We start from the raw sequence: 24,207 nt of genomic DNA on the forward strand, positions 1-24,207 counted from the left end.
CCCACCCGGAGGGATTACGTGCCGTATGGGCGGGCCCGCGCGTGTGTGTGCGGGGTGGGTCCCGTGTGACGTGCGCTGGTAGGTGTGTGAATACACTTGTCCAACGTGACTTCCAAGCCGCGTATCCCTGATGTCCTGGCCGGCCGGTATGCCTCGGCGGAGCTGACCCGCCTGTGGGCGCCCGAATACAAGATCATCGCTGAGCGGCGGTTGTGGCTGGCGGTGCTGCGGGCGCAGGCCGAGCTGGGGGTCGCGGTGCCCGAGGGGGCGATCGACGACTACGACAAGGTGGTCGGGCAGGTCGATCTGGACTCCATCGCCGCGCGTGAGCGCGTCACCCGGCACGACGTGAAGGCCCGCATCGAGGAGTTCAACGCGCTGGCCGGGCACGAGCAGGTGCACAAGGGCATGACCTCGCGCGATCTGACGGAGAACGTCGAGCAGCTGCAGGTGCGTGACAGCCTGCTGCTGGTGCGTGACCGGGTGGTGGCGCTGCTGTCGCGGCTGGCGGCGCTGGCGACCGAGCACGAGGCGACGGTGATCGCGGGCCGCTCGCACAACGTGGCGGCGCAGGCCACGACGCTGGGCAAGCGGTTCGCGACGGCGGCTGATGAGCTGCTGGTGGCCTACCGGCGGCTGGAGGAGCTGATCGCCCGTTACCCGCTGCGCGGGATCAAGGGCCCGGTGGGCACGGCGCAGGACATGCTCGACCTGCTGGGCGGCGATCGGGCCAAGCTGGCCGCGCTGGAGGAGCGGGTGGCCGCCCACCTGGGCTTCGAGCACCGTTTCACCAGTGTGGGGCAGGTCTATCCGCGGTCGCTGGACTTCGAGGTGGTCACCGCGCTGGTGCAGCTGGCGGCGGCGCCGTCGTCGCTGGCCAAGACGATCCGGCTGATGGCCGGTCAGGAGCTGGTGACCGAGGGGTTCAAGGAGGGGCAGGTCGGCTCCTCGGCGATGCCGCACAAGATGAACACCCGCTCGTGCGAGCGGGTCAACGGCCTGGCCGTGGTGCTGCGCGGCTACGCCTCGATGGTGGGCGAGCTGGCGGGTGACCAGTGGAACGAGGGCGACGTGTCGTGCTCGGTGGTGCGCCGGGTGGCGTTGCCGGATGCGTTCTTCGCCTTCGACGGGCTGGTGGAGACGATGCTGACGGTGCTGGACGAGTTCGGCGCGTTCCCGGCGGTGATCGCGGCCGAGCTGGGCCGTTACCTGCCGTTCCTGGCGACGACGAAGATGCTGATGGCGGCGGTGCGGGCCGGGGTGGGGCGCGAGCAGGCGCACGAGCTGATCAAGGAGCACGCGGTGGCGGCGGCGCTGGCGATGCGCTCGCGCGGGGCGGCCAACGAGCTGCTGGACCTGCTGGCCGCCGACGAGCGTTTCCCGCTGGACCGTGCGCGGCTGGAGGAGTTGCTGGCCGATCGGGTGTCGTTCACGGGGGCGGCGGCCGATCAGGTGGCGGCGGTCTCGCGGGCGGTGGGCGAGGTCGTGGCGGCGCATCCGGAGGCGGCCGCGTACCGTCCCGGGTCGATCCTGTGATCAAGGAGCTGCGTTGATCAGGGAGCTTCGTTCGGACCGCGAGGTGCGGGCCGCGTGCGGGGACGACGATCTGGTGGTGTGGGCGGCTCAGGGCCTGCGCGGGGGCGCGCGGGCCTGGGCGCTGGGCGACGCGGTGGTGGCCGGCTGCCCGGGGGTGTCGCGGCGTGATCGGTTAGCCGTGTGGGGCGATGTGTCGTGCGCGGTGGAGCTGGTGCGGCATGCGCTGGGGGAGCTGGGGGCGACGTACCGGCCGCTGGGGGACGTGGGGCTGGCGCGTTGACGGCGAAGCTGGACGGGCTGGAGGAGGACGGGGAGTTCTCCTGGATGAGCCTGCCCGGCGACGCGCTCGTCCCTGCGCCTGCCATGGGGGCGGGCGCAGGGGCGGGGGTGGGGTGGCTGGGTGGTGACGCGGAGCCGGAGGTGGCGGCGTTGCTGGCGGCCGAGGCGCCGCAGTCGTACGCGGTGCCCGGGGAGGCGGGGGTGCGCCGGTGGGCGGGCGTGCGCGTCGGCGGGGTGCTGGCGGCGGTGGCGGCCGACGCGTGGTCGGCGCCGGCGGTGGGGCTGCTGGCGGGGGTGGCCACCCGGGCGGGCTTTCGCGGGCGGGGGCTGGCGGGGCTGGTGTGCGGGTGGCTGTCGCGGGAGCTGGTGGCGGCGCACGGGCGGGCGGCTTTGATGGTGGATGACGGCAACGCGGCGGCGATCGGGGTATACGAGCGGATCGGCTACCGGCGGCGGCGGTTGCTGGCGTCCTACGTGTCCGGCTGAGCCGGGGCGTGGTGAAGGAGCCGGGGGATCCGCGGCCTTCGAGGGGACGGCGCGGCGGCTGCCGGCGGCGGCGGAGGGCTTGCCGGTTCGGATGCCGGCGCGCACCCCCGGGGGTGCGCCCGTGCCCGGGGGTGCGGAAAATCGGGTGAGGTTCGGGGTGGGCTGGTGCAGAGTTGACGGGGTGATGTCCGATTTTGTACCAGGTATTGAGTTGTCGCGTGCCTTCTATGGCGAGGCGGTGGCGCCGCTGCTGTCAGGGGTGGCGCACAGTGCGGCGTTGATCGGGCCCGGGTCGGAGGTGCTGGAGTTCGACACGGCCCGGTCCGCCGATCACGACTGGGGGCCGCGGGTGCTGCTGTTCGTGGCGGCGGGGCGGGTGGCCGAGGTGGAGGAGAAGGTGGTGGCGGGGCTGCCGGAGCGGTTCGGCGGGTTCCCGACCGTGTTCGGTTATCACGGGCAGGTGCGGCCCGGGGTGCTGGTGACGGAGCTGGGGGCCTGGCTGCGGGGGCAGCTGGGGTTCGACCCGAGGGACGGAGTGTCGCTGCTGGACTGGTTGTCGGCGCCGTGGCAGAGCCTGGCGGAGGTGACGCGCGGGCAGGTGTTCCACGACGGCCTGCCGGACGGGGGTGGTGAGCCGGGGCTGGAGGCGGTCAGGGCGGCGTTGCGGTGGTATCCGCAGGACGTGTGGCGGTACGTGCTGGCGTGCCAGTGGCGGCGGATCGCGCAGGAGGAGCCGTTCCCCGGCCGGTGCGGTGAGGTGGGCGACGAGCTGGGGTCGGCCGTGGTGGGGGCGCGGCTGGCGCGGGAGGTGATGCGGCTGGCGCTGCTGCTGCGGCGGCGCTACCCGCCGTACGCGAAATGGCTGGGCAGCGCGCTGGCGCGGCTGCCCGGGTCGACGGAGCTGGGGGAGTCGCTGGGCGCGGCGGTGGCGGCGCGGTCGTGGCGGGAGCGGGAGGCGGAGCTGGCCTCGGCGTACGCGCGGCTGGCGGCGCTGCAGAACCGGATCGGGCTGGCCGAGCGGCTGGACGAGCAGGTGCGGGGGTTCCACGACCGGCCGTTCCGGGTGATCGGCGGGGACCGGTTCGCCGAGGCGCTGATGGCGTCGGTGTCGGATCCGGTGATCAGGGGACTGCCGGTGACGGGGTGTGTGGATCAGCTGTCGGACTCGGTGGACCTGCTGGTGGTGCCGGGGCGGGCGCGGGCGGTGACGGCTGCTGTGCTGGGTCTCACCGCATAATGATCTACTTTGTAAAGGGCGAGGGTTAAGAGAGCTCATTCTTCGCCCTTTATCCAACCCCTCAGGCGACCAGGGAGGCCGCGAGGTCCTCGACGCGGATGCGCCAGGCGTCGAGGAGGGCCGTGTCGCCGGCGTGGGTGACGATGAGGCGGGGGCCCTGGCCGGTGCCCTCGGTGAGCTCCCAGCGGACGCTGCCGCCGGGGGTGTCGTACTCCAGGAGTTTGGCGGTCTCGGCGCGGGTGACGGGGCCGGGCTGGAGGCCGGGGACGGTGAAGGGGGCCGGTGGCGGGTCGCCGGGGGTGGCGGCGGGGCCGTCGAGCAGGTGCCAGACGTCTTCGGCGGGGCGGGTGAGCTGGCGTTCGACGCGGACGTTGCCGTTGTCGGCGGTGGTGGAGGGCAGGCCGAGGATGGCGATGTAGTCCTCGTGGAGGCGGCGGGAGTCGGCGGGGTCGGGTTCGGCGGGCTGGTGGAGGGCGCGTCCGTCGAGGTGGGCGAACATGGCCTGGATGCAGGTGTGCCAGCCGGCTGCGAAGCTGGCGGCGCCGTGGCGGTCGGTGAAGGTGTGGGTGAAGGTGAGCAGGGTGCCGGCGCCGTCGGGCTGGAGGTGCCAGCGCAGTTCGTCGCCGCCCCAGGTGTGGGCGAAGGTGTGGGGTGGGTCGTTCTCGGTGATGGTGCCGTCGGGGCCGAAGCCGTAGCTGATGCGGTCGCCGTCGATGGTGACCTCGGCGGGGAACCAGGCGGCGAGGTGTTCGGGTTGGGTGATGGCGCGCCAGACCTTGGCCGGGGGGTGGGGCAGGCGGCGCTGGAGGCGCAGGGTGGTGCGGCCGTCGGGGTGCAGGGTGAGGGTCTCGTTCATGGGGTGTGGTCTTCCATGGTGTCGAGGTGGTGTTCGAGGCGGTCGAGGGTGGTGTTCCAGAGTCTGCGGTAGGGGGTGAGCCAGGCGTCGATCTCGGCGAGGGGTTGGGGGCGGAGTTCGTACCAGCGGCGTTGGGCGTCTTTGCGGACGGTGACGAGGCCGGCTTGGCGTAGGGCGCGCAGGTGTTTGGAGGTGCCCGGTTGGGTGAGGCCGAGGTGGTCGCTGAGTTCGCCGACGAGGTGGGGGCGTTGGAGGAGGAGGTCGAGGATGTGGCGTCGGGTGGGTTCGGCTAACACGTCGAAAGGCATGGCCGTGAATATACCGGGCGGGTTATATGCCCGCAACTGCATGTATGGGGGTCAGGGGGTGACGCGGCGGGCGTTGGCGTGGATGGCCTGGCGGAAGTAGGTGGCCAGGCCGGGGGTGAGGGCGTCGAAGGTGGCGGTGAAGCGGGGGTCTTGGACGTAGAGGTCGCCCAGGCAGGTGTGGATGTCGTGGGGGCAGTCGTAGAACCAGCGGGTGATGTGGCCGCGGTGGCGCTCGGCGAGGTCCATGGCGTGGGCGCCGTCGGCGGGCAGGCCGGATTTGTAGGCGGCGACGAGGTCGTCGTTGATGGTGGCGGCTTCGGCTTTGAGCTGGAGCCAGTCGGCCTTGGTGTAGCCGGCGACGCGGCGGCGGCTTTCGGTGTAGCGGGGGGTGTTTCCCCAGCGGCGTTCGACCTCGGGGTCGTGGTCTTCGGGGCGGAAGTGGCCGAAGATCTCGAAGCGTTCTTCGGGGGTGAGGGTGATGCCGCTGGTGCGGGCCTGCATGGCGCGCTCGACGGCGGTGATGACCTCGTGGAGGCGCTCGGCCTTGCGGGTGAGGAACTCGTGCTGGCGGCGCAGGTGGGTGAGGTCGTCGGTGGCGGGCTCGTCGAGGATGACGGCGATCTCTTCGAGGGGGAAGCCGAGCTCGCGGTAGAGGAGGATCTGCTGCAGGCGGGTGAGGTCGGCGTCGGTGTAGCGCCGGTAGCCGGCGGTGGTGCGCTCGCCGGGGGTGAGCAGGCCGATCTCGTCGTAGTGGTGCAGGGTGCGCACGGTGATGCCGGCGAGTCTGGCGACCTGGCCCACGGAGAAGCTCATGGTGACAGCTTGCCGGGTGACGTTGCGTGAGGGTCAAGCCGGGTTGGACTCTCCCCCGGCGGGAGGGCTCATGCTGGTGGGTGTGGACGACGAGGAGTTGCTGCCGATCGGGCAGTTCGCCCGGTTGGGGCGGTTGAGTGTGAAGCAGTTGCGGCATTACGACGAGCTGGGGTTGCTGCGGCCGGCGTATGTGGACGGGGAGACGGGTTACCGCTATTACCGGGCGTCGCAGGCGCGGGTGGCGTTGGCGATCTGGTTGCTGCGTTCGCTGGATGTGCCGCTGGCGGTGGTGGGTGAGGTGTTGTCGGGTGTGCCGGCGGCGTTGGAGGGGGTGCGGGAGTCGCTGGAGGAGGAGCTGGCGCGGCGGCGGCGGACGTTGTCGTGCCTGGAGCGGGTGATGGCGGAGGGGTTGCCGGCGGCGCGGGTGCGGGTGGTGGCGGAGCCGGCGCGGCGGGTGGGGGTGGTGCGGGAGCGGGCGTCGGGGACGGAGGACATCGGGCGGGCGACGTCGGTGGCGGTGGGGCGGTTGCTGGAGGTGGTGACGGCGGGCAGAGTGTCCGGCGGGGTGCCGGGCAGAGCGGCCGGCGGGGTGGCGGGGCCGGTGCGGTTGGTCGGGTTGTTCCCGGTGGATCTGGGGGAGCTCGTGGAGGTGTCGGTCGCGCTGGTGCTGGAGGACGACTGCCCGCCGAGGGGGGGTGGGCTGGAGTTGCGGGTGTTGCCGGGCGGGACGTTCGCCTGCGCGACGCATGTGGGGCCTTATGAGCACATTTCGCTGACCGCGCATGCCGTGCTGGCGTGGTGTGCCGAGCGGCGGCACGTGGTGCGGGGTCCGCTCCGGGAGGTGTACGTGTCGGATCCGGCCGTGACCTCGCCGGAGGAGTTGGTGACGCATCTGATGGTCCGTCTGGAGGAGAGCGACGAGTCCTGAGCCGGCCATGAGGTGTATCCGACGGCGCTGGACGATCCGTGGCCGCGTACGGTGCCGCGCGGCGGCCGGTGCGTCCGGGTACCTAGGTTCGCGAAACAGGTACCCGAACGGGGAGTTCTCGCCTTTTCCGGGGTGGTGTGCGGCGGCAAGGGTGAAGGGGAAGCGCGATCCGCTGGAAGCGGGGAACGAGGAACGAACACCATGTGCCACCACCAGCCCCCCTGCCCGTCCCCGGACGCGGCCGACCGCGAGGCGGCGCGTCTGGTGGCCTACCATCCCGAGCAGGGGTGGGGGCTGCTGTGCAACGGGGTGGTCTGCTTCGAGGACACGGGCGACCTGCTGCCGGACGGCCGCAGCATCGCGCCGGCGCACCCGCGCCCCGCCGGGCGGGGTCTGCCCGCCCACCGCGGCCAGACGGGACAAGCCGCGTGAACCGCATGTCGGCGTCGTGGACGCTGGCGCCGTGCGCGGTCTCGGTGCCTGTGGCGCGCCGCCTGACGCGCGCCACGCTGCGCGACTGGGGCGTGCCGGACGAGCCGGCCGACCTGCTGGTCAGCGAGCTGGTCACGAACGCGGTCCAGCACGCCGGGGGGCCGGTGCGGCTGCGCCTGTCGGCCGCCGACGGCGTGCTGCGCTGCGAGGTCGGCGACGGCGGGCCGGGGCTGCCCCGCCCGCGGCCGGCCACCCCTGACGACGAGGGGTCGCGGGGGCTGGCGCTGGTGGCGGCGCTGGCCTCGGCGTGGGGCAGCACCCGTACGCGCCGGGGCAAGGTCGTGTGGTTCGAGCTGCCCGCCCCGGTGTCCCGGTCGTCATCCGGCCTGGACAGCGGTCTCCTCCCCCCGGTACGGCTGGTCGCCGTGCCGGGCTAGCGGCCGGACCCGCCTCTTGCCGGCCGCGCTCCCCTGGCGCGGCGGTCCGTCAAGCACGGGCCGCCGCGTCACCATGACATGGTCAAATCTTCCTGTGGCTTCTTGACCAGGGCACCCTTGGGCGGCGGGTGGGACATAACCTGGTGGCGACGATGGGGTCGCGGCGCCATGGTGACCCGCCGCCCGCGTCGTCGAGAGGCACCATGACAGCGGTGACGACCACAGCCTCCCGGGGCCGCCACAATGGCGGGCTGCCGTCGGAGGTGACGAGTTTCGTCGGGCGTCGGCACGAGGTGGCCGAGGTCCGGCGACTGCTGGGCGCCTCCAGGGCGGTGACGCTGACCGGCACGGGGGGCGTGGGCAAGACCCGGCTGGCGGTGCGGGCCGGCCAGGAGGTGCGGCGGGCCTTCCGCGACGGGGTGTGGCTGGTGGAGTTGGCCGCGCTGAGCGATCCGGGGCTGCTGGCCCGTGTGGTGGCCGAGGCGCTGGAGATCCGCACGCGCAGCGCGGCGCCGCCGTTGGCGGTGCTGACCGAGCACCTGCGCGGCAGGCAGGCCCTGGTGATCCTCGACAACTGCGAGCACCTGTTGGACGCCTGCGCCGTGCTGGCCGACACCCTCCTGCGGGCCGCGCCCGAGGTGCGCATCCTGGCCACCAGCAGGCAGGCGCTCGGCATCGCCGGGGAGCAGTCCGTGCCGGTGCCGCCGCTGACGCTGCCGGAGTGCGAGACGCGGCAGCCGTCGCTGGAGGCGTTCGCGCAGGGCGAGGCCGTGCGGCTGTTCGCCGAGCGGGCCAGCGCCGCCTTTCCGGGCTTCGCCGTCACCGAGGACAACCGTGACGTCGTCTGCCGTATCGTGCGCCGGCTCGACGGGCTGCCGCTGGCGATCGAGCTGGCGGCCGTCCGGTTGCGCGCCCTGTCGGTCCAGCAGCTGCTGGAGCGGCTCGATGACCGTTTCCGCCTGCTCAGCGCCGGGTCCAGGGCCGTGCTGCCCCGGCACCAGACGCTGCGGGCGCTGATCGACTGGAGTTACGCCCTATGTTCGGAAGAGGAACGGCTGCTGTGGCGGCGCGCGTCGGTGTTCGCCGGGGGGATGGACCTGGAGGCGGCCGAGACGGTCTGCTCGGGGGACGGCATCGCCCGCGAGGACGTCGTCGACCTGGTGATCGGCCTGGTGGACAAGTGCGTGCTGGCGCGGGAAGACCACCAGGACGGCGTACGCTACGCGATGCTGGAGACCCTGCGCGCCTACGGCGCCGAGCAGCTGGAGGCGTGCGGCGAGCGGGAGGCGCTGCGGCGGCGGCATCGCGGTTATTACCGCGATCTGGCGGCGCTGGCGCGGGCGGAGCTGTTCGGGCCGGGGCAGGTGTGGTGGTTCCGGCGGCTGCGGGCCGAGCATGCCAACCTGCGCGCCGCCCTGGAGTCGTGGCCGGCCACGCCGGACGGCTGCGCGGGCGGCCTGAGCATGGCCACCGATCTGCTGTATCACTGGATCACCAGTTATTACCTGGGTGAGGGACGGGGCTGGCTGGAGCGGGGACTGGCCGCCGGCCCCGGCCCGGGCCGGGAGGATCTGCGGGTGCGCGGCCACGCGTTGTGGGCCGCTGCCTGGCTGGCGATCATCCAGGCCGATCTGCCGGCCGCCACGGCGATGCTGCGGGAGGGGCACCGGATCGGTGAGCAGGTGCGTGAGGAGCCGATCCTGGCCTACGTGGCGCTGTTTCGCGGCATGGTCGACATGTTCGAGGGCCGTGCCGGGGACGCGGTCGGGCATTACCGGGAGGCGCTGGAGCGGCACCGCCGCACGGGTGACATGGTCGGGGTGGCGCTGGCGCTGATCCGGCTGTCGCTGGCGTATTCGTTCCTGGGGCGGCCGCAGGAGGCCGTCGAGGCGGGGCGGGAGTGCCTGGCGGTGTGCGAGGCGCACGGGGAGGGCTGGCACCGGGCGTACATGATGATGGCGCTGGGCGTGGAGCTGTGGCGGCAGGGGGACCTGGCGGGGGCGACGGAGCTGGAGCGGGAAGGGCTGGCGTTCGACCGGTCGATGGGGGATCTGCTGGGCGTGGGGGTCACGATCGAGGTGCTGGCGTGGATCGCGGCCGCGCAGGGGGATCATCGGCGGGCCGCGCGGCTGCTGGGGGTGCTGCGGACGGTGTGGGGGGCGCTCGGGGCGCCGCTGTCGGGGTACGGGCATCTGGCGGGCTATCACGAGCAGTGTGAGGCGCGTACGCGTGCGGCGCTGGGGGAGGCGGCCTTCGAGGCGCAGGTGCGGCGCGGGGCCGGGCTGGGCCGGGAGGAGGCGGTGGCGTACGCGCTGCAGGAGGACGTGCGCCGGGACGCGTCCCCCGATCTGGACGGCGGCAAGGGGGATCCGGTGCTGACGCGCCGCGAGAGCGAGATCGCCGGGCTCGTGGCGCAGGGGATGACCAACAAGGAGATCGCGGCGTCGCTGGTGATCGCGCAGCGGACCGCGGAGGGGCACATCGAGCACATTCTGGCCAAGCTGGGGTTCAACTCGCGGGCGCAGATCGCGGTGTGGGTGGGGGACCGGGCCCGCGACGGGGGGCCGGCGGAGCGGGAGCCGGGGGACTGAGGGTGGTCCCCGGGCCGGGACCGGGGCAGGACCGTCCCGGCCCGGGGGGTGCTGGGTGGTGGCCCGGAGCCGGCTTGGATGGTGGCCGCCGGCCCCGGGCACCGGTGGGGGGTCTGGGGTTCTCCATGGGCTCTGTGCGGGGTGTCTGTGCGGGGTGTCAGTGCGGGGTGTCAGTGCGGTGCGCAGGGGCCGCTGGTGGGCAGCTCGAACCAGGCCACCTGGCCGGCCACGCCCCAGCAGCAGGCCAGGCGCGCCAGCACCGGCTGGTACGGGTCCGGGCCCGGCTGGAGGCCGCCGCCTTCGACCTCGACGCGCAGCAGCCCCTCCTCCAGGCCGAGCGCGAGCCTGATGGTGGTGGCGCCGCGGCCGAGGGTGTCACAGACGAGTTCGCCGACGAGCAGCTGGACGGTGGCGGCATGCTCGCGCAGCCCCCAGGCCGTCAGGCGGGCCGCGGTCATCCGGCGGGCGCTGGGGACCGCGGACGGGCGGGCCGACAGCATCCAGGACACCTCGCGGCCCTGGCCGGCCCGTCCGGTGCGGGCGGCCAGGCCACTGGCGATGGCCAGGAGCGCGTTCCAGGACGGCACCCGCAGGGCGGGCCCGTGCGGGGTGTCGTGGTGCCGCTGAGTGGTGGTTCGCACGTCGTTCCTTCCCCCTTCGGGGTTGGGCGCCAGGTCTCCAGGATGTGCCTGTCTCCGCGACCAGGGAGAGGGGGTAAATCCCCATATGGGTACCTGTTGAGGGCGTACGTGGTGCCTGGGGAACGCGGCTGGGCATGAGCGCCCTGGGCGGCCGTCAGCCCGCCCGGGGCGGGGCCTGGCAGGTTGCGGCTACGCGACCGGGAAGACCTGCCGCCTCGCCGCGGCGACAGGCGTCACCTCGCGGGCCCGGCGGTCCTGGGAACGGCGCCGGTGCCGAGGGGCGTGCTCGGACAGCAGCACCAGCACGGGCGGCAGTCGTCGTGGAACACCGTCTTCAGGGCCCCGGTGCTCACAGGCCCGGCCGCGGCCGCCGTCAGGGGGCGGCGGCGGGGGTGGAGCGGTCGGCGAGCTGGTCCAGCGAGATGCCGAGCACGCCGGCCAGAGCCGCGATGGTGAAGAACGCCGGCGTGGCGATGCGGCCGGTCTCGATCTTGCGCAGCGTCTCGGCGGACATCCCGGCGGCGGCGGCGACCTCGACGATGCTGCGCTCGCCTCGGGCCCGGCGCAGCACCAGGCCGAGCTGCTCGCCACGGAGCCGCTCTTCGGGGGTCAGCGGAGGTCGTACCATGCCTTCACTGTATACCCGCGAGCTGAACGGGCGTCGGCGCGGGAGGCCCGCGCGGGGGAGCCGCTCATGGTGCGGGGCGCTCGCGCAGCAGCGGGTGGGTGCGCATGGCCACCTCCAGCTCGCCCGGCAGCTCGTCGCGGTAGCGCCCCAGGGTCGACAGGTCGCTGTGCCCCAGCACCCGGCGGACCGCGTCCATGTCGACCGCGTCGGCCAGCAGATGGGTGGCCGTGGTGTGCCGCAGCCCGTGCGGGGTCACCGAGCGGCGCTGGTCGGGGTCGACGCGCCGCTGCACCCGGTCGATGACGGCCTGTACGTCACCGCGGGCCAGCCGCCGCCCCCGCCACGACAGCAGCAGCGCCTTGTCCTGCGCCGCCGGCCGGCCGCGGGTCAGGTAGGCCTGCAGCACCAGCGCCACGTCGCCGGGCAGCGGCACGTCACGGGTGCGGCCGCCCTTGCCGAAGATGCGCCAGTAGCGCACCCCGTCGTTGGTGTAGAAGTCCTCCACGTTGGCGCGCACCAGCTCCGACACCCGCGGCCCGACCGTGGCCAGCAGCAGCACGATCACCGCGTCGCGCAGCTCCATGCGCTGGTCGCGCCGCTTGCCCGGCTCTGGGGGTGTCTCCTGCAGCGCCTGGGCGGCGCCGATGAGCCCCTGGGCCTGCTCGCGGGTCAGGGCGCGCCGCTCGGGCCGCAGCCCGCCCCGCTCCTTGGCCGTCACCGTCGACTGCGTCATCGGGTTGATCTGCACCCACCCGGCGAGGGTGGCGTGCTTGAACAGCGCCGAGACCGAGCGGCGGAACCGCGCCTGCGACGAGGGCGACTGCCTCGCCCCGTCGGCCGGGGACTGCTCGGCACGGGAGGAGCGGCCGTCGGGTTTGCGGGCGAAGGCCAGCAGGATGGCGTCGACGTCGGCCCCGGTCAGGTCGTCCAGGACCGTCGCCTCACCGGCCAGCTCCACCAGCGTGGCCACGTCACGCGCGTAGACCTCCGCCGTCGAGGGCGACAGCGCCCCCGTCAGCGTCCTGGCCCGCACCAGCTCCACATAGCGGTCCGCCGCCTCCGCCACCGTCAACCGGTCGAGCTCCGCAGGCCGCACCGGCCACCCCTCTCACCTCGCGTCACGAAGATCCAGGGACGACGGTAGCGGCCCCCACCGACAGAACGTCAGATGTCGCGGAAGGTCTCGATGCGGGCGCCCAGCGCGTTCAGCCGTTCGGCCAGGTCCTCGTAGCCGCGGTTGATGACGTAGACGTTGCGCAGCACCGAGGTGCCCTCGGCGGCCATCATGGCCAGCAGCACCACCACCGCCGGCCGCAGCGCCGGCGGGCACATCATCTCCGCGCTGCGCCACCGCGTCGGCCCCTCCACCAGGACCCGGTGCGGGTCCAGCAGCTTCACCGACGCGCCCAGCCGGGTCAGCTCCGTCAGGTAGATGGCGCGGTTGTCGTAGACCCAGTCGTGGATGAGCGTGGAGCCCTGCGCGGAGGCGGCGATCGCGGCGAAGAAGGGCACGTTGTCGATGTTGAGGCCGGGGAACGGCATCGGGTGGATCTTGTCGATGGGGGAGACCAGCTTCGACGGCCGCACCGTCAGGTCCACCAGCCGGGTGCGGCCGTTGGCCGCCGGGTATTCGCCGGTCCGGTCGTGGTCGAGGCCCATCTCCTCCAGCACCGCGAGCTCGATCTCCAGGAACTCCACCGGCACCCGGCAGATCGTCAGCTCCGAGGAGGTCACCACGGCCGCCGCCAGCAGGCTCATGGCCTCCACCGGGTCCTCCGACGGCGAGTAGTCCACGTCACGCTCGATGAACGGCAGGCCGTGCACCGTGAGCGTGGTGGTGCCGATGCCGTCCACCCGCACGCCGAGCTGCTCCAGGAAGAAGCACAGGTCCTGCACCATGTAGTTGGAGGAGGCGTTGCGGATCACGGTGACGCCGTCGTGCCGCGCGGCGGCCAGCAGCGCGTTCTCCGTCACGGTGTCGCCGCGCTCGGTCAGCACGATCGGCCGTGTCGGCGCCGCCCCGCGGTCGACGCGCGCGTGGTAGAAGCCGCCGGTCGCGGTGATGTCGAGCCCGAAGTGGCGCAGCGCCGACATGTGCGGCTGCACGGTGCGGGTGCCGAGGTCGCAGCCGCCGGCGTACGGGATCTGGAACTGCTCGGTACGGTGCATCAGCGGCCCCAGGAACATGATCACGCTCCGGGTACGGCGGGCCGCCTCGGTGTCCATCGCCTCCAGCTCCAGCCGGGCCGGCGGCACGATCTCCAGGTCGCTGCCCTCGTTGATCCACCGGGCGCGCACCCCGATCGAGGCCAGCACCTCCAGGATCCGGTAGACCTCCTCGATCCGCGCCACCTTCCGCAAGATCGTGCGGCCGGAGTTCAGCAGCGACGCGCACAGCAGCGCCACGCACGCGTTCTTCGACGTCTTGACGTCGATGCTGCCCGACAGCCGGCGGCCGCCCACCACCCGCAGATGCATCGGCCCCGCGTAGCCGAGCGAGACGATCTCACTGTCGAGAGCCTCACCAATCCGGGCGATCATCTCAAGACTGATGTTCTGGTTGCCACGCTCGATCCGGTTGACCGCGCTCTGACTCGTCGCCAGGGCGTCGGCCAGCTGCAGCTGTGTCCAACCACGATGCTGGCGCGCGTCCCGGATCAGCCGGCCGATCCGCACAAGGTAATCATCTGCCACAACACGAGACCATATCTCACATATGAGATGCGTCTGCGCCCGCAGTGGCCGACGCGCCGGACAACTCCCGGTGACGCGCCAGATGCTCCGGTGTCGCCTGCGCCCGCGCCTTGTGCACGAACGCCCGCCGCGCCTGCCGGAACCCGTTCCGGTCGTCGAACATGTCGCGGCTCATCTCGGCCAACTCCTCGGCCCGGTAGGCGTCCAGCGGCTTGCGCCGCTCGTCGACCTCCCGCACCTGCCGGCGTCCCGCCAGCAGCCGATCGTATCCCGGATCGGCCGCCAGCCGCTCGGCGTACTCCAGAACCCGCCGCTCGAAGTCCAGCCGCGGCCCGGGCAGCGACCTGTCGGCCAGCCCGTACTCCACCGCCTCGGCCGCGCCGATCGGCAGCGCCTGCCCGGTCAGCTGCCGGGCCCGCTCGGCGCCCACCCGGCGCGGCAGCACGTACGTCCAGTACTCGCTGCCGAACAGCCCCATCGTGCGGTAGTGCGGGTTGAGCACCACCGAGTCGCGCACGATCACCCGGTCGGCGCCCAGCCCCATCATCACCCCGCCCGCGCCCGCGTTCCCGCCGATGGACGTCACCACCAGCTGCCCCATGCAGCCGACGATCTCCCGGCACACCGCGTTGATCGCGTTGATGTTCATCCACGCCTCCAGCTCCGGATGGCGGGCCGCCTCGATCACGTTCAGGTGGATGCCGTTGGAGAACACCTCCCCGCCGCGCACCACCACCACCCGGGTGTCCTGCGCCACCGCGTACCGCAGCGCCGAGGCCAGCCGCCGGCACTGCTCGGTCGACATCGCCCCGTTGTAGAAGTCGAAGCTCACCACCCCCACCCCTTCGCTGCGGTCGTAGGTGATCTCGCTGTAGCCCGGCCGCTCCGGCACGCCGGCCACCAGCTCGCCCAGCGCCATCGCGGCCGGCAGCTTGATCGCGCCCTCCTGCTCCAGCCGCAGGTGCCCCACCCACACGGTGCCGTCACCGGTGTGCACCAGCACCGCGCCCTCCCGCCGCGCGACCACCTGCCCGGCCGGGCCCGCGAGCTCCGGTCCCCGGTAGACGTCGAACACCCGCACCGGCAGGTCGCACAGCCGGGTGCGCCCGCCCGGCGCCCCGTCGGCCGCGCGCACCCGCCGGACGATGTCGGCGGTCGGCTCCAGCCAGGAGAACTCCCGGTCGCCGTGCCGCATCGCCCGCCGCAACCGCCCCCGCACCTCGGGGGAGCGGTAGTCCAGCGGCGCCGGCGCGAACGACGCGTCGCCCGCCTTGGCCGCCACCTCCGCCACCAGCTCCACCGCCGCGTCGGCCACCGGCCCGTTGTACAGCGCCGACTTGCGCGGCGGCTCCCCGTCGATCGGGGCCGGCACCGGGAAGGTCCGGTAGCCCCAGATGGGGCCCGCGTCCATCTCCTCCACCGCCTGCAGCGCCGTCACGCCCCATTCCGGCTCGGCCTCGGCGATCGCCCAGTCCAGCGAGGACGGCCCCCGGTCCCCGGGCGGCCCCGGATGGATGATCACCGTACGGTGGGCGCGCCACAACGCCGACGGCACCCGTTCCTTCAGGAACGGGCAGATGACGAGATCCGGCTTGGCCAGCTCGGCCGCCTCCACCATCGCCTCCGGTGAGACGGCCAGCTCGACGCTCACGTCGTGACCGGCCCGGCGCAACTCCAGCCAGGCGCGCTGGGTCAGGCCGTTGAAGGAGGAGCAGAGCAGCAAGATACGCAACGCGGGACTTCTTTCCGGGCGGGGGAGAGTACGGCACCAGGGCGGGCGGGCTACCGGGCGGACAGGGGATGAACACACCCGTCGCAGACGTTTACGGCAGTCCCATATGGCCCAAACATGCCATTGATGTTGACATGAAACTTCGACTGGCGGTGACGATTCCCCGCAAAAACCCGCCCTGACCAGCCCCAATTGACCCGCTTTGCCCGAAAAGATCCCCTGTGCGGGCGCCACCCTCCACCCACCCTCCGCCCACCGGGCACCCGCCCGAAAACCTCCGCGCCCGCCGCAATACCCCCGCACCCGCCCTCTGGGGCAGACCCGGCGGCCGAGCGAAAAAGGGGGGCCCGGGCGAGGGAGGCGGCCCGAGCCCCTCAGCGACGGCCCGGCCCGCACCCGGGCCCCGACCGCCACACAGCCCCAGCATCACCCGGCAGGCCACGCCCCGAGGTCACGCCCAGGGCAGGACTGCCCGACAGCCCCTTTGACCAGCCCCCCGCAACGGCGATCCAAACCCCCGGCCCCACCCCGTCTTCCCGCACCCCGCCCACCACCCCAAGACCCCTTGACCCCGCCTTCACGCCACCCTGGCCGACCCGGCGGGGGACAGGCCCCCACCCGTACACCTCAGCAACTGCACACCGCGACCCCGCTCACCTGCTAGAACGCGCCACCGCAGGGTAAGGAGAAGGCATGACGCGTCAACTCCGCGCCGGGCGGTAGAACACGGTGAGGGTCATCGGGGCAGGATTGGGACGTACCGGCACCCTGTCCCTGCAGGCGGCGCTGGAGCACCTGGGATTCGCGCCGTGTTTCCACGGACGGCACCTGCACGAGACACTGCACCTGCTGCCGCTGTGGCGCGCGGCGGCGGAACAGGGATCCGCCGAGGCGTGGCGGCGGCTGTTCGCCGGCTACGACGCCACGGTGGACTGGCCGTCGGCGGCGTTCTGGCGGGAGCTGACGGCCGCCTTCCCCGACGCGAAGGTCATCCTGACCGTGCGTGACCCGCACAGGTGGTACGACAGCATGGCCGACACGATCTTCCGGGCCTATGACCACAGCAGCCGCAACCAGGTGGTGGACGAGGCGGCGCGGGTGGTACCCGGCATGGCGGAGCTGGGGGCGTTCATGAGGGAGGTGGTCTGGGACAGGTTCTTCGCCGGCCGCTTCGCCGACCGCGAGCACGCGATCGGCGTCTACACCGAGCACAACGCCGCCGTGCAGCGCGAGATACCGCCCGCACGCCTGCTGGTCATGCGGCCGGGCACGAGCTGGGAGCCGCTCTGCTCGTTCCTGGGCCTGCCCGCCCCGCGGGAGCCGTACCCGCACCTCAACGAGAGCGGCCGCTTCCAGGACAGGCTCGAGGAGCAGCTGCGGGCGAAGATCAGCCAAGTGCGGCCGGACCCCTCCTGACGGGCGGGCCGGGGCTCCGTGCCGGCTACGAACCCGTCAGCCGCTCCAGATCGCGGGGCAAGGTCTCCAGCGGCGGCAGGTCCAGCATCGCCCGCCGGGCCGCGCGGGCCCTGCCGAGGACCTCGCGATCGTCCAGCAGCCGCCGGGCGGCGGCCTCGATGGTGCCGGCGTCCGGGTGCGGCACGCTCGTGCCCAGGCCGAGCCGCCGTACGCGCTCGGCGTTGGCCGGCTGGTCACCGAAACGCGGGACGACCACCATGGGCACGCCCGCCAGCACGGCCTCCCGGATGCTGTTGTAGCCCCCGTGGGTGAGGAAGAGACGCGCGTGCGGCAGCAGCGCGGGCTGCGGGAAGTGCTCGACCACGTGGACGTCCGCCCCACGGGGCGGCGTGACCGGGATGCCTCCGGTCGCCACCAGCGCGGTGCAGTCGAGCCCCGCCAGCGCGGTGACGATGTCCTGGAGCAGGACACTGGCGTCGTACCTGGCCGCCATCCGCTCCGGGATGCGCCCGCCCGCGCGCCGCAGCGCTGCCATCTCGGGCACGACCGTGCCCAGCGCGGCCATCACCAGCGGGCGGCCGGAGTTCAGCAGCGGTCTCCAGCGGGTGAGCGAGGGGTCGGCGGGGTCGACGATCGCGGGTTGCCGGTAGAACAACATCCGCCTGGCGGGATAGGCGCGGAAGGAGTACGCCGGCGGCATGAAATCGATCAGGCCGGAGCCGAAGACGCGGTACGGATCGCCGGCCGGGCGCAGCCCGAGCCGCGTGCGATGCTCGTTGAGCGCGACCAGCACGTCCGCCGGATCCAGCCGGTTGCTGACACCGGAGGGCGCCACCACCTGCCGCAGCCCGAAGGTCTCCGCCAGGAGGCAGGAGGCGAAGTCGCTGCCGTCACGCACGATCACGTCCGGCTTGAAGTCGTCGACGACCGGCCGCAGGGCCCGGAAATTGTCGGCGACGGCGCCGCCGGTGAAGACCGCGGACCAGTGACGAGCCTCCGGTCCGCCCCCGAGATGGTGGCGGCGCCAGTGCTCGACGGGGTCGGAGGCGACCGCCGACACGGTGACGCCATCGGTCGCGACCAGGCCCGCGAAACGCGGCGGCATCGCGGCCACGACCTCGTGACCGGCGGCGGCCAGCGTCGAGGCCATGACCAGCATCGTACGAAAATCCGATTTCGCCCAGGTTGCCGTGATCATGGCTCGCACTGTCGACTCCTATGCTTTCGGCACCTCGTGGGGGAGCGGCGGCTGTTCGCCGGGCGCGTCCGGCAGGCGGGCGGTGATCAGCCAGCGTCGCGGCCTCGACTCGCCCGGCAGGAAGGCGGGGGCGAACTCGCGGCCGTGGCAGACGTCCGCATCGGCGGGTTCGCGTACGTCCGCCCGCCAGCCGTGCCGCGCCAGCCAGCGTTGCGGCTCGTCGGTCGCCGAGCGCCACCCGCGGCCGCTCCTTTCCATCGTGGCCAGCCACTGCCGCGAACGGGCGTTGACGAACACCGCGGTGTTGACGTGGTCCAAGCCGAGCGCGCTCCCGGGCGCCGACAGCCGGCCCAGGGCGGACAGCAGCCGCCCGGACTGCCGCTCGGCCAGGTAGAACAGCAGGCCCTCAGCGAGCCAGGCCGTCGGCACCCCGCAATCGAATCCCGCCGCAGCCAGCTCGCGGGTCCAGGAGGCCCCCGTCAGATCGGCCGGCACGATCACGCGCGAGCATCGAGGCCGGATGCCCGCCACCCGGACGACCTCCTCCTTCTCCTCGAACAGGCCCGGCAGGTCGACCTCGAACAGCCGGGTGCCGTCCGGCCAGGCCAGGCGGAAGGCCCTGGCATCGAGGCCCGCCGCCAGCAGCACGATCTGCGCCAGGCCCGCCTCGGCCATCGCCGTCAGGTAGTCGTCGAAGAACCGCGTTCTGATCACGAACAGCGCACGCGCCCTGCCCGGCACGGGCCGGTCGGCGGGATACCTGCGGCGCACCTCCACCGCCAGCTCGTCGACGAACAGGGCGTCCGGCCTGAGCGACTCCTCAGCGCGCGCCCACGCGACCCACCGCGCCGTCTCACTGATGCGTTCCAACACGCCTCCCGCACGTCCAGACGGTAGCGATCATCCCCGGCCGCCCTTCGGCACGGCCGGGGAGCCGAGCAGGACGGGAAGGACTCTGCTGCTGTTGCTCAGGGGCGTGGCGAGCGGTTCCAGCTCCTCCGCCGGGGTGGCCAGAGCGAGGCCGGGAAAGGTCTCGAACAGGGCGGACAAGGCGATCTCCGCCTCCATCCTGGCCAGCGCGGCGCCCAAGCAGAAGTGCTCGCCCTGACCGAAGGACAGATGGTCGAGGGGCGGGTCGGACAGTTCGAAACGGGCCGCCCGCGCGCCGTAGCGGCCGGGATCGCGGCCGGCGGCGGCGTAGCACGCCAGCACCGCCTGCCCGGCACGCAGGCGGACCCCGTCGATCTCGGCGTCGCGCACCAGGTAGCGCATCGGAAAGTAGGCCACCGGCGAGTCCCAGCGCAGCGTCTCCTCCACGGCCGCCTTCCACGGCATCGCGCCGCCGCGAAGCAGCGCCAGCTGGCCGGGATGGGACAGCAGGGACCGGACGGCGTTGGTGATCAGGTTGATCGTGGTCTCGTGGCCGGCGATGAACAGCGTCATGACCATGTCGTGCAGCTCGGTCCCGGTGAGAGCGCCACCGTCCTCGTCCCGTACGGCGATCAGCGCGCTGGTCAGGTCGTCGCCCGGCTCCCTGCGCCGCAGGGCGATCACCTCGGCGAACAGCTCGCGCAGCACCCGCATCCGGGCCGCGGCGTAGTCGGGGGCGTCGGTGACGCGGACCAGCGCGTCGGTGAGCCTGCCCAGGTCGGCGTGCCACGCGCGGGGCATGCCCACCAGCTCGCAGATGACGTTCCTCGGCAGCGGGTAGGCGTAGCGAAGGCGCAGGTCGGCCGGGCCCGGCGCGAGGGCGGCAAGGCCGTCGAGCAGTTCCCGGGCGTGCTCCTCGATGCGCGGCCGCAACCGCAGCACGCGCCGGGCGGTGAACGCCTTGCCGGCCAGGCGGCGCAGCCGCCGGTGCGCGCCACCCTCCTTGGCGATCAGGGATTCGGCGGCGACGATGTTGCTGAGCGGCCAGTCACCAGGCACCGCACCCCGCCTCCAGTCCGCCCAGTGACGCAGCTCCTTGGACAGCGCGGGATGCCCGAGCACGGTCCGCAGGGTGTCGTGACGGGTGGCCGCCCAGGCGCGAACCGGGCCGGGCAGCTCCACCGGCACCAGCGGCCCCGCCCGGCGCAGGCGCTCGCCCTGGCCGTGCAGGTCGCGCATGCCGGCGTCGATGACGACAGCGGGCCGGCCGTCCATCAGGACACCTCCTCGGGGTCGTGACCGAGGTAAAGGTCGCGGACGAGCTCGCCGGCGGCCGGGGCCTGGCACAGCCCGTGGCCGGAGAAGCCGGTGGCGTACAGGAACGGCACGGGCCCGCGGCGGCGGCCGATACAGGCCGTGCGGGACGGGCCGGCGTCTCTCGGCCCGGTCACCGCGGTGCGCAGGCCGCTGAGATCCACCCCGGGATAGATGGCGGCCAGCCGGTTCCTGACGCCCGCGAGCCACGCCTCCCGGCCGGGACCGGGAAACCCCATGCCGATCAGGAGCCCGCCGTCGCGCTTACGCAGCAGCAGGCCACTGGCAGCATGCAAAGTGACCGGGATGTCGGGAATGCCGGGCAGTGGGCCGGTGGTGAGCAGTTCCTGCACCGCCGGACCGCTCAACGGCAGGTCCACACCGGCCGCCGCGATCATCCACGACGACCAGGCCCCGGCCGCGCACACGATCGCCCGCGCTGTGACGGTGCCCGCCGACGTCTCCACCCGGCCCGTGTCGGCGTCCACCGCGGTGACCGGGCAGTGAACGTGCAGGGCCGCGCCCGCCCGCACCGCGGCCCCGGCCAGACTCCGCACGATGGCCGCGGTGTCGCTGACGTAGGCCTGCGGCGACCACGCAGCCCCCAGCAGGGACGGCTCATCGACCAGCGGGTTGCGCCGCCTGGCCTCCTCGGCACCGATCAGCTCCAGCCGCACGCCCGCGGCCCGCTGCCCGGGCAGCTCGGCCTCGAACGCGGCCACCTGCCCGGGCTCGGTGAACAGCACCAGGTAACCGACCTGACGCATGGGCGGTCCGCCGGGCAGGCGCCGGTAGGCCGCCAGGCTGCGTACGGCCAGCGCGGAACCCGCCGGATCGCCCGCGAAGTAGGCCCGCAGCACGTCCGCGGTGGCCCGCGACGCGCCCGAGCCCAGCCGGCCGCGTTCCAGCAGCACCGTCTCCACGCCCGCCTCGGCCAGCCGGGCCGCGATCGACAACCCGACCACCCCACCCCCGATGACCACCGCCTCGGCCTCACCGGGGAGCCTCACGCCGCCTCCTGACGCAGGTGGTCGCCCACGTCCCACGGAAAGAGCTGCAGGTTCCAGGCACCCAGGCAGTTGACGTACAGGGCCATGTGCGCCATCAGCGCGACGAAGTCCTCGTGCCGGTCGATGCGATCGGTGCAGTCCAGCGCCCGCTCCGTCAAATCGCGCAAGGTCAGCAACCCGCAGTAGCCGAGGAACTGCGCGGGCGTGGCGGCCAGGAGACGGGCCATCCGCCGCAGGCTGTCCATCGGCATGCCCTCGGCCGCCGCCCGCACCAGATTGCCGAAGCAGTTGTAGCCCAGAGGCCGGGTCTCACCGTTGACGAACAACAACGTCGTCAGCACCGTCCCGTAGCTGCCCGCCCCGGACGCGATACGCCTCGCATGCAGGTCCACCAGTTCCCCAGGAGGCCGGAGCCAGATGCTCTCGGTCTCGGCGTGCACCTCGCGCACCAGCTCGGCCACGGCGGGGTCGTGGGCGGGCAGGCGCGGCAGAGCGTGACCGCCCCGCCCACCGGCCCGCCGCACCTCGACGGTCACCGGACGGTCAGAGGCGTACACCGCCTGCCACACCGCCCGTCCCGCCTCGGCCAGCGCGGCCAGGTCCTGCGGCAGGACACGGCCGATCGGGGTGGCCGGCATCGGCTCGCTCAAAGGCCCGTACTTGATCCCCAGGTGCTGCAGCCGGGAGCAGAAGATCGTGCCGTCCGGCGCGTCGCGCCGATCGTCCACCCTGTACGTGGCGGGCGCGTGCAGCAACTCCGGGGCCGGGGCGAGGTGGTACAGGTGGTGGCCGGCGATGAGGGCATGGCCCTGAATGCTGCGATACGGCAACGCCTCCCACAGCGCCTGCGTCAGCGCGGCGTTACGCCCGTCCAGGTCCACGGTCACCGTGATGCCGAGCTCGGCCCAGCTGATCTGAATCTGTCGTCGCTTCATCTCCACGCGACCTAATGTGATTGATCCATTGCTCTCCGTAAAGGGCGAGCAGAAGACTATAGCACTACAGATAGTAATGTAATGACTACTATGAGTAGTATTCGTGAGGCGCATCCCGCGGAGATCGCCGCGGGGGAGGAGGGAACATGACGGCTCAGCCGCCGAACCCCCACCGGCCGCACACGCCGGCCGCACGAAGGCCCGCGCCATGCTGAACAACGTGCTGCGGCCCGCCCCGCCACCGCCCATCCCCCCGGGCTGGCAGACAGGGCCGCCCGACTTCGTGGGCGTCGGTTCCATGAAGTCGGGAACATCGTGGTGGTGGGCCGTGCTGGCCGGACACCCCGCGGTCGCGACACCGCGACAACAGCCGGCCGACGCGACCGGCCGGACACCCGCCACACCACTCCGGCCGCCCTACGGCCACAAAGAAGTGCACTTCTTCGACCACTACGGACAAATAGCCGAATTCGACCCGGCCACCTACCACCACTACTTCCCACGCCCACCCGGCCACCTGGTCGGCGAATGGACCCCCCGCTACATGTACGACCTCTGGACACCCCCAATGCTGCACACCGCCGCACCCGACACCAAACTGCTCGTCCTCCTCCGCGACCCCCTCCAACGCCTCCTGTCAGCCCTGGCCGCCCAACAACAATGGTTCCCCTCCGCACCACTCGCCGTGATCATGCAGCACCAGTTCCACCGATCCTTCTACTGGCGCCAACTCCGCTGGCTGACCACCCACTTCCCCCGCGAGCAACTCCTCGTCCTGCAGTACGAACAATGCGTCACCGACCCCGCCGGCCAAGCCCGCCGCACCTTCGCCTTCCTCGGCCTGGACACCACCCACTGGCAACCGGGCCGCGAACTCACCGAAAAAGTCGGACGCACCTACCCCCGCCCCACACTCACCAGCGCGACCACGAAAGCCTTCCTGCACGCGATCGCCCCCGACACCACCCGCCTGCTCCAGGAGTTCCCCCACCTCGAAGCCGACCTGTGGCCCAGCCTGCGCACCCTCCGGAAGCGAGACTGACAGCGGCATGCCACACATTCGACGGACTCCACGACATCGACCGCAGCCGCGTGGGGGAGGAGGCCGCCACGCGTATCGCCTGTCGCCGCCGAGCACGAGCTCGCCGACAGGCGCCACCGTCACCGCTGGGTTCCGCAAGATCGTCTGCCGGTGACGGGAGCCCGGGGGAGTCGGGCTGGGCTGGCGATGGCGTTGCAGCCTTGCGTCCTTGCGTTCTTCGCCGGGTTCATGGCCGTCGTCGCGACTACGAGCTATACCAGACAGAATCCACCTTCTGTCTGGTTTGGCATTATCTGTCGCTTTTGGGCTCGGTAGGGGGTCACAGGCGGTTGACGAAGCGGGCGGCGGCGCGCTGGCTCATGCCGGTCTCGCCGCGTACGAGGAAGACGGCGTCGCGGATCTGGCCGAGTGCCTTGAGCTCGCGTGCTTGATCGACGAGGTCGACGCTGACGCTGGGCCGGTTGCGCGGGCGGCGGGTCAGCCGGGCCGCGAGGATGATCAGCCAGATGGCGGCGGCGGTGATGACGGCGGTGAGCGCGATGAGGCTGGGGGTGGTCTCGAGGGCGGCCATGGTGGGGCGTCTGCCCGGGTTCGGGTGGTTTATTCAGCGCTTCGGTGGTTGCTTGATAATGAACATTATGTCAAGTAGCGCTTCTGAGCAGGGGTTGCGCTCGCCTGGACAGGTGGGGCCGGTGGGTTCTCCGGGAAGATTTTTTGCGTGCCCCGTGGCGTCCCGCGGGGGTGGCGTTGCCGGTGGTGCGGGGGTGCTGAGCGGGGGTTTCGCGCTCTCGTACGGTGCTGCGGCGGGGTCTTCCCGTGCGTTG

The 24,207-nt window shown here is 72.6% G+C and carries 24 protein-coding genes; 10 read left to right on the plus strand and 14 right to left on the minus strand.

Translation table 11 applies throughout. The features are described 5' to 3' along the window. Positions 1–105: 105 nt before the first annotated feature. From purB to ACTWPW_RS51465, 4 genes are all read left to right on the plus strand, one after another. On the plus strand, positions 106–1,536 hold the full coding sequence (gene purB, locus ACTWPW_RS51450; RefSeq protein ID WP_375112283.1) for an adenylosuccinate lyase: 1,431 nt from the start codon (positions 106–108) through the stop codon (positions 1,534–1,536). Between the two features lie 13 nt (positions 1,537–1,549). After that, positions 1,550–1,816, plus strand: a complete 267-nt coding sequence (locus ACTWPW_RS51455; protein ID WP_443173219.1) for a hypothetical protein — start codon at positions 1,550–1,552, stop codon at positions 1,814–1,816. Next, positions 1,813–2,301, plus strand: a complete 489-nt coding sequence (locus ACTWPW_RS51460; RefSeq protein WP_443173220.1) for a GNAT family N-acetyltransferase — start codon at positions 1,813–1,815, stop codon at positions 2,299–2,301. Before ACTWPW_RS51455 ends, ACTWPW_RS51460 begins: the two co-directional genes overlap by 4 nt. A gap of 211 nt (positions 2,302–2,512) precedes the next feature. Next, the gene (locus ACTWPW_RS51465) at positions 2,513–3,538 is read left to right on the plus strand and encodes a DUF4037 domain-containing protein (protein WP_375112285.1); all 1,026 of its coding nucleotides are present in this window, start codon (positions 2,513–2,515) and stop codon (positions 3,536–3,538) included. Between the two features lie 61 nt (positions 3,539–3,599). Here ACTWPW_RS51465 and ACTWPW_RS51470 read toward each other — a convergent pair whose 3' ends face one another. From ACTWPW_RS51470 to ACTWPW_RS51480, 3 genes are read right to left on the minus strand one after another with little or no spacing between them, the layout of a single operon-like run. Further along, positions 3,600–4,394 (minus strand): SRPBCC domain-containing protein, encoded by a 795-nt coding sequence (locus ACTWPW_RS51470; protein WP_443173221.1) that lies wholly within the window; start codon positions 4,392–4,394, stop codon positions 3,600–3,602. Further along, positions 4,391–4,702, minus strand: coding sequence for an ArsR/SmtB family transcription factor (locus ACTWPW_RS51475; RefSeq protein WP_364132629.1), 312 nt, complete (start codon positions 4,700–4,702; stop codon positions 4,391–4,393). Before ACTWPW_RS51475 ends, ACTWPW_RS51470 begins: the two co-directional genes overlap by 4 nt. Positions 4,703–4,753: 51 nt before the next feature. Then, the gene (locus ACTWPW_RS51480) at positions 4,754–5,515 is read right to left on the minus strand and encodes a MerR family transcriptional regulator (protein ID WP_443173222.1); all 762 of its coding nucleotides are present in this window, start codon (positions 5,513–5,515) and stop codon (positions 4,754–4,756) included. 70 nt (positions 5,516–5,585) lie between these two features. On the opposite strand from ACTWPW_RS51480, the gene ACTWPW_RS51485 reads away from it, so the two are divergent. The 4 genes from ACTWPW_RS51485 to ACTWPW_RS51500 all read left to right on the plus strand — a co-directional run bounded on the left by ACTWPW_RS51485 (position 5,586) and on the right by ACTWPW_RS51500 (position 9,903). Further along, entirely contained in the window at positions 5,586–6,443 is an 858-nt protein-coding gene (locus ACTWPW_RS51485; RefSeq protein WP_443173223.1) for a MerR family transcriptional regulator, read from the plus strand. A gap of 201 nt (positions 6,444–6,644) precedes the next feature. Then, positions 6,645–6,875, plus strand: coding sequence for a DUF5999 family protein (locus tag ACTWPW_RS51490; RefSeq protein ID WP_375112289.1), 231 nt, complete (start codon positions 6,645–6,647; stop codon positions 6,873–6,875). A gap of 5 nt (positions 6,876–6,880) precedes the next feature. Beyond that, complete coding sequence (locus ACTWPW_RS51495; protein ID WP_443173240.1) at positions 6,881–7,312, plus strand: ATP-binding protein; 432 nt, start codon at positions 6,881–6,883, stop codon at positions 7,310–7,312. A 203-nt stretch (positions 7,313–7,515) separates the two neighbouring features. After that, positions 7,516–9,903: an ATP-binding protein gene (locus ACTWPW_RS51500; protein ID WP_443173224.1), complete on the plus strand. Its 2,388-nt coding sequence runs from the start codon at positions 7,516–7,518 to the stop codon at positions 9,901–9,903. A gap of 170 nt (positions 9,904–10,073) precedes the next feature. Here the strand turns inward: ACTWPW_RS51500 and ACTWPW_RS51505 are convergent, their stop codons facing one another. The 5 genes from ACTWPW_RS51505 to ACTWPW_RS51525 all read right to left on the minus strand — a co-directional run bounded on the left by ACTWPW_RS51505 (position 10,074) and on the right by ACTWPW_RS51525 (position 15,598). Then, positions 10,074–10,544, minus strand: a complete 471-nt coding sequence (locus tag ACTWPW_RS51505) for a hypothetical protein (RefSeq protein ID WP_443173225.1) — start codon at positions 10,542–10,544, stop codon at positions 10,074–10,076. A gap of 373 nt (positions 10,545–10,917) precedes the next feature. Continuing rightward, a complete protein-coding gene (locus ACTWPW_RS51510; RefSeq protein ID WP_375112292.1) occupies positions 10,918–11,172 on the minus strand; it encodes a helix-turn-helix domain-containing protein in 255 nt (84 codons plus the stop codon). Positions 11,173–11,236: 64 nt separating this feature from the next. Then, complete coding sequence (locus ACTWPW_RS51515) at positions 11,237–12,268, minus strand: tyrosine-type recombinase/integrase (RefSeq protein ID WP_443173226.1); 1,032 nt, start codon at positions 12,266–12,268, stop codon at positions 11,237–11,239. A 68-nt stretch (positions 12,269–12,336) separates the two neighbouring features. Further along, positions 12,337–13,866, minus strand: a complete 1,530-nt coding sequence (locus tag ACTWPW_RS51520; RefSeq protein WP_375112294.1) for a helix-turn-helix domain-containing protein — start codon at positions 13,864–13,866, stop codon at positions 12,337–12,339. Between the two features lie 16 nt (positions 13,867–13,882). Then, positions 13,883–15,598, minus strand: a complete 1,716-nt coding sequence (locus ACTWPW_RS51525; RefSeq protein WP_443173227.1) for an enoyl-CoA hydratase-related protein — start codon at positions 15,596–15,598, stop codon at positions 13,883–13,885. 729 nt (positions 15,599–16,327) lie between these two features. Between ACTWPW_RS51525 and ACTWPW_RS51530 the strand changes: the two genes are divergently transcribed. Continuing rightward, positions 16,328–17,014 carry a sulfotransferase family protein gene (locus ACTWPW_RS51530; protein ID WP_443173228.1) on the plus strand — a complete coding sequence of 229 codons (687 nt, stop codon included), beginning with the start codon at positions 16,328–16,330 and terminating at the stop codon, positions 17,012–17,014. Positions 17,015–17,039: 25 nt separating this feature from the next. Here ACTWPW_RS51530 and ACTWPW_RS51535 read toward each other — a convergent pair whose 3' ends face one another. The 5 genes from ACTWPW_RS51535 to ACTWPW_RS51555 form a co-directional block, all read right to left on the minus strand. Next, a complete protein-coding gene (locus ACTWPW_RS51535) occupies positions 17,040–18,164 on the minus strand; it encodes a glycosyltransferase (RefSeq protein WP_443173229.1) in 1,125 nt (374 codons plus the stop codon). Positions 18,165–18,230: 66 nt separating this feature from the next. Further along, positions 18,231–19,082, minus strand: coding sequence for an SAM-dependent methyltransferase (locus ACTWPW_RS51540; RefSeq protein ID WP_443173230.1), 852 nt, complete (start codon positions 19,080–19,082; stop codon positions 18,231–18,233). Positions 19,083–19,112: 30 nt separating this feature from the next. Beyond that, positions 19,113–20,357, minus strand: coding sequence for a cytochrome P450 family protein (locus ACTWPW_RS51545; protein WP_443173231.1), 1,245 nt, complete (start codon positions 20,355–20,357; stop codon positions 19,113–19,115). Beyond that, positions 20,357–21,406 (minus strand): NAD(P)/FAD-dependent oxidoreductase, encoded by a 1,050-nt coding sequence (locus tag ACTWPW_RS51550; RefSeq protein WP_443173232.1) that lies wholly within the window; start codon positions 21,404–21,406, stop codon positions 20,357–20,359. The genes ACTWPW_RS51545 and ACTWPW_RS51550 overlap by 1 nt, the downstream gene beginning before the upstream one ends. Further along, on the minus strand, positions 21,403–22,341 hold the full coding sequence (locus ACTWPW_RS51555; RefSeq protein ID WP_443173233.1) for a cucumopine synthase-related protein: 939 nt from the start codon (positions 22,339–22,341) through the stop codon (positions 21,403–21,405). Before ACTWPW_RS51555 ends, ACTWPW_RS51550 begins: the two co-directional genes overlap by 4 nt. 208 nt (positions 22,342–22,549) lie before the next feature. Here ACTWPW_RS51555 and ACTWPW_RS51560 point away from each other — a divergent pair, with 208 nt between their 5' ends. Beyond that, complete coding sequence (locus ACTWPW_RS51560; protein ID WP_443173234.1) at positions 22,550–23,383, plus strand: sulfotransferase; 834 nt, start codon at positions 22,550–22,552, stop codon at positions 23,381–23,383. 319 nt (positions 23,384–23,702) lie between these two features. Here the strand turns inward: ACTWPW_RS51560 and ACTWPW_RS51565 are convergent, their stop codons facing one another. Beyond that, entirely contained in the window at positions 23,703–23,954 is a 252-nt protein-coding gene (locus ACTWPW_RS51565) for a hypothetical protein (protein ID WP_364132613.1), read from the minus strand. Between the last annotated feature and the right edge of the window lie 253 nt (positions 23,955–24,207).

The organism is Nonomuraea sp. KM90, from assembly GCF_052246675.1.
In the GTDB taxonomy this organism is placed as follows: Bacteria; Actinomycetota; Actinomycetes; order Streptosporangiales; family Streptosporangiaceae; genus Nonomuraea.

What these genes read in the sequence shown, in the direction of transcription:
- ACTWPW_RS51510 (WP_375112292.1), bottom strand. Translation starts at nt 11,172, where the DNA reads ATGGTACGACCTCCGCTGACCCCCGAAGAGCGGCTCCGTGGCGAGCAG.
- ACTWPW_RS51470 (WP_443173221.1), bottom strand. Translation starts at nt 4,394, where the DNA reads ATGAACGAGACCCTCACCCTGCACCCCGACGGCCGCACCACCCTGCGC.
- ACTWPW_RS51555 (WP_443173233.1), bottom strand. Translation starts at nt 22,341, where the DNA reads ATGAAGCGACGACAGATTCAGATCAGCTGGGCCGAGCTCGGCATCACG.
- ACTWPW_RS51560 (WP_443173234.1), top strand. Translation starts at nt 22,550, where the DNA reads ATGCTGAACAACGTGCTGCGGCCCGCCCCGCCACCGCCCATCCCCCCG.
- ACTWPW_RS51565 (WP_364132613.1), bottom strand. Translation starts at nt 23,954, where the DNA reads ATGGCCGCCCTCGAGACCACCCCCAGCCTCATCGCGCTCACCGCCGTC.
- ACTWPW_RS51495 (WP_443173240.1), top strand. Translation starts at nt 6,881, where the DNA reads ATGTCGGCGTCGTGGACGCTGGCGCCGTGCGCGGTCTCGGTGCCTGTG.
- ACTWPW_RS51490 (WP_375112289.1), top strand. Translation starts at nt 6,645, where the DNA reads ATGTGCCACCACCAGCCCCCCTGCCCGTCCCCGGACGCGGCCGACCGC.
- ACTWPW_RS51500 (WP_443173224.1), top strand. Translation starts at nt 7,516, where the DNA reads ATGACAGCGGTGACGACCACAGCCTCCCGGGGCCGCCACAATGGCGGG.
- ACTWPW_RS51475 (WP_364132629.1), bottom strand. Translation starts at nt 4,702, where the DNA reads ATGCCTTTCGACGTGTTAGCCGAACCCACCCGACGCCACATCCTCGAC.
- ACTWPW_RS51485 (WP_443173223.1), top strand. Translation starts at nt 5,586, where the DNA reads ATGCTGGTGGGTGTGGACGACGAGGAGTTGCTGCCGATCGGGCAGTTC.
- ACTWPW_RS51480 (WP_443173222.1), bottom strand. Translation starts at nt 5,515, where the DNA reads ATGAGCTTCTCCGTGGGCCAGGTCGCCAGACTCGCCGGCATCACCGTG.
- ACTWPW_RS51535 (WP_443173229.1), bottom strand. Translation starts at nt 18,164, where the DNA reads ATGGCCTCGACGCTGGCCGCCGCCGGTCACGAGGTCGTGGCCGCGATG.
- ACTWPW_RS51545 (WP_443173231.1), bottom strand. Translation starts at nt 20,357, where the DNA reads ATGGACGGCCGGCCCGCTGTCGTCATCGACGCCGGCATGCGCGACCTG.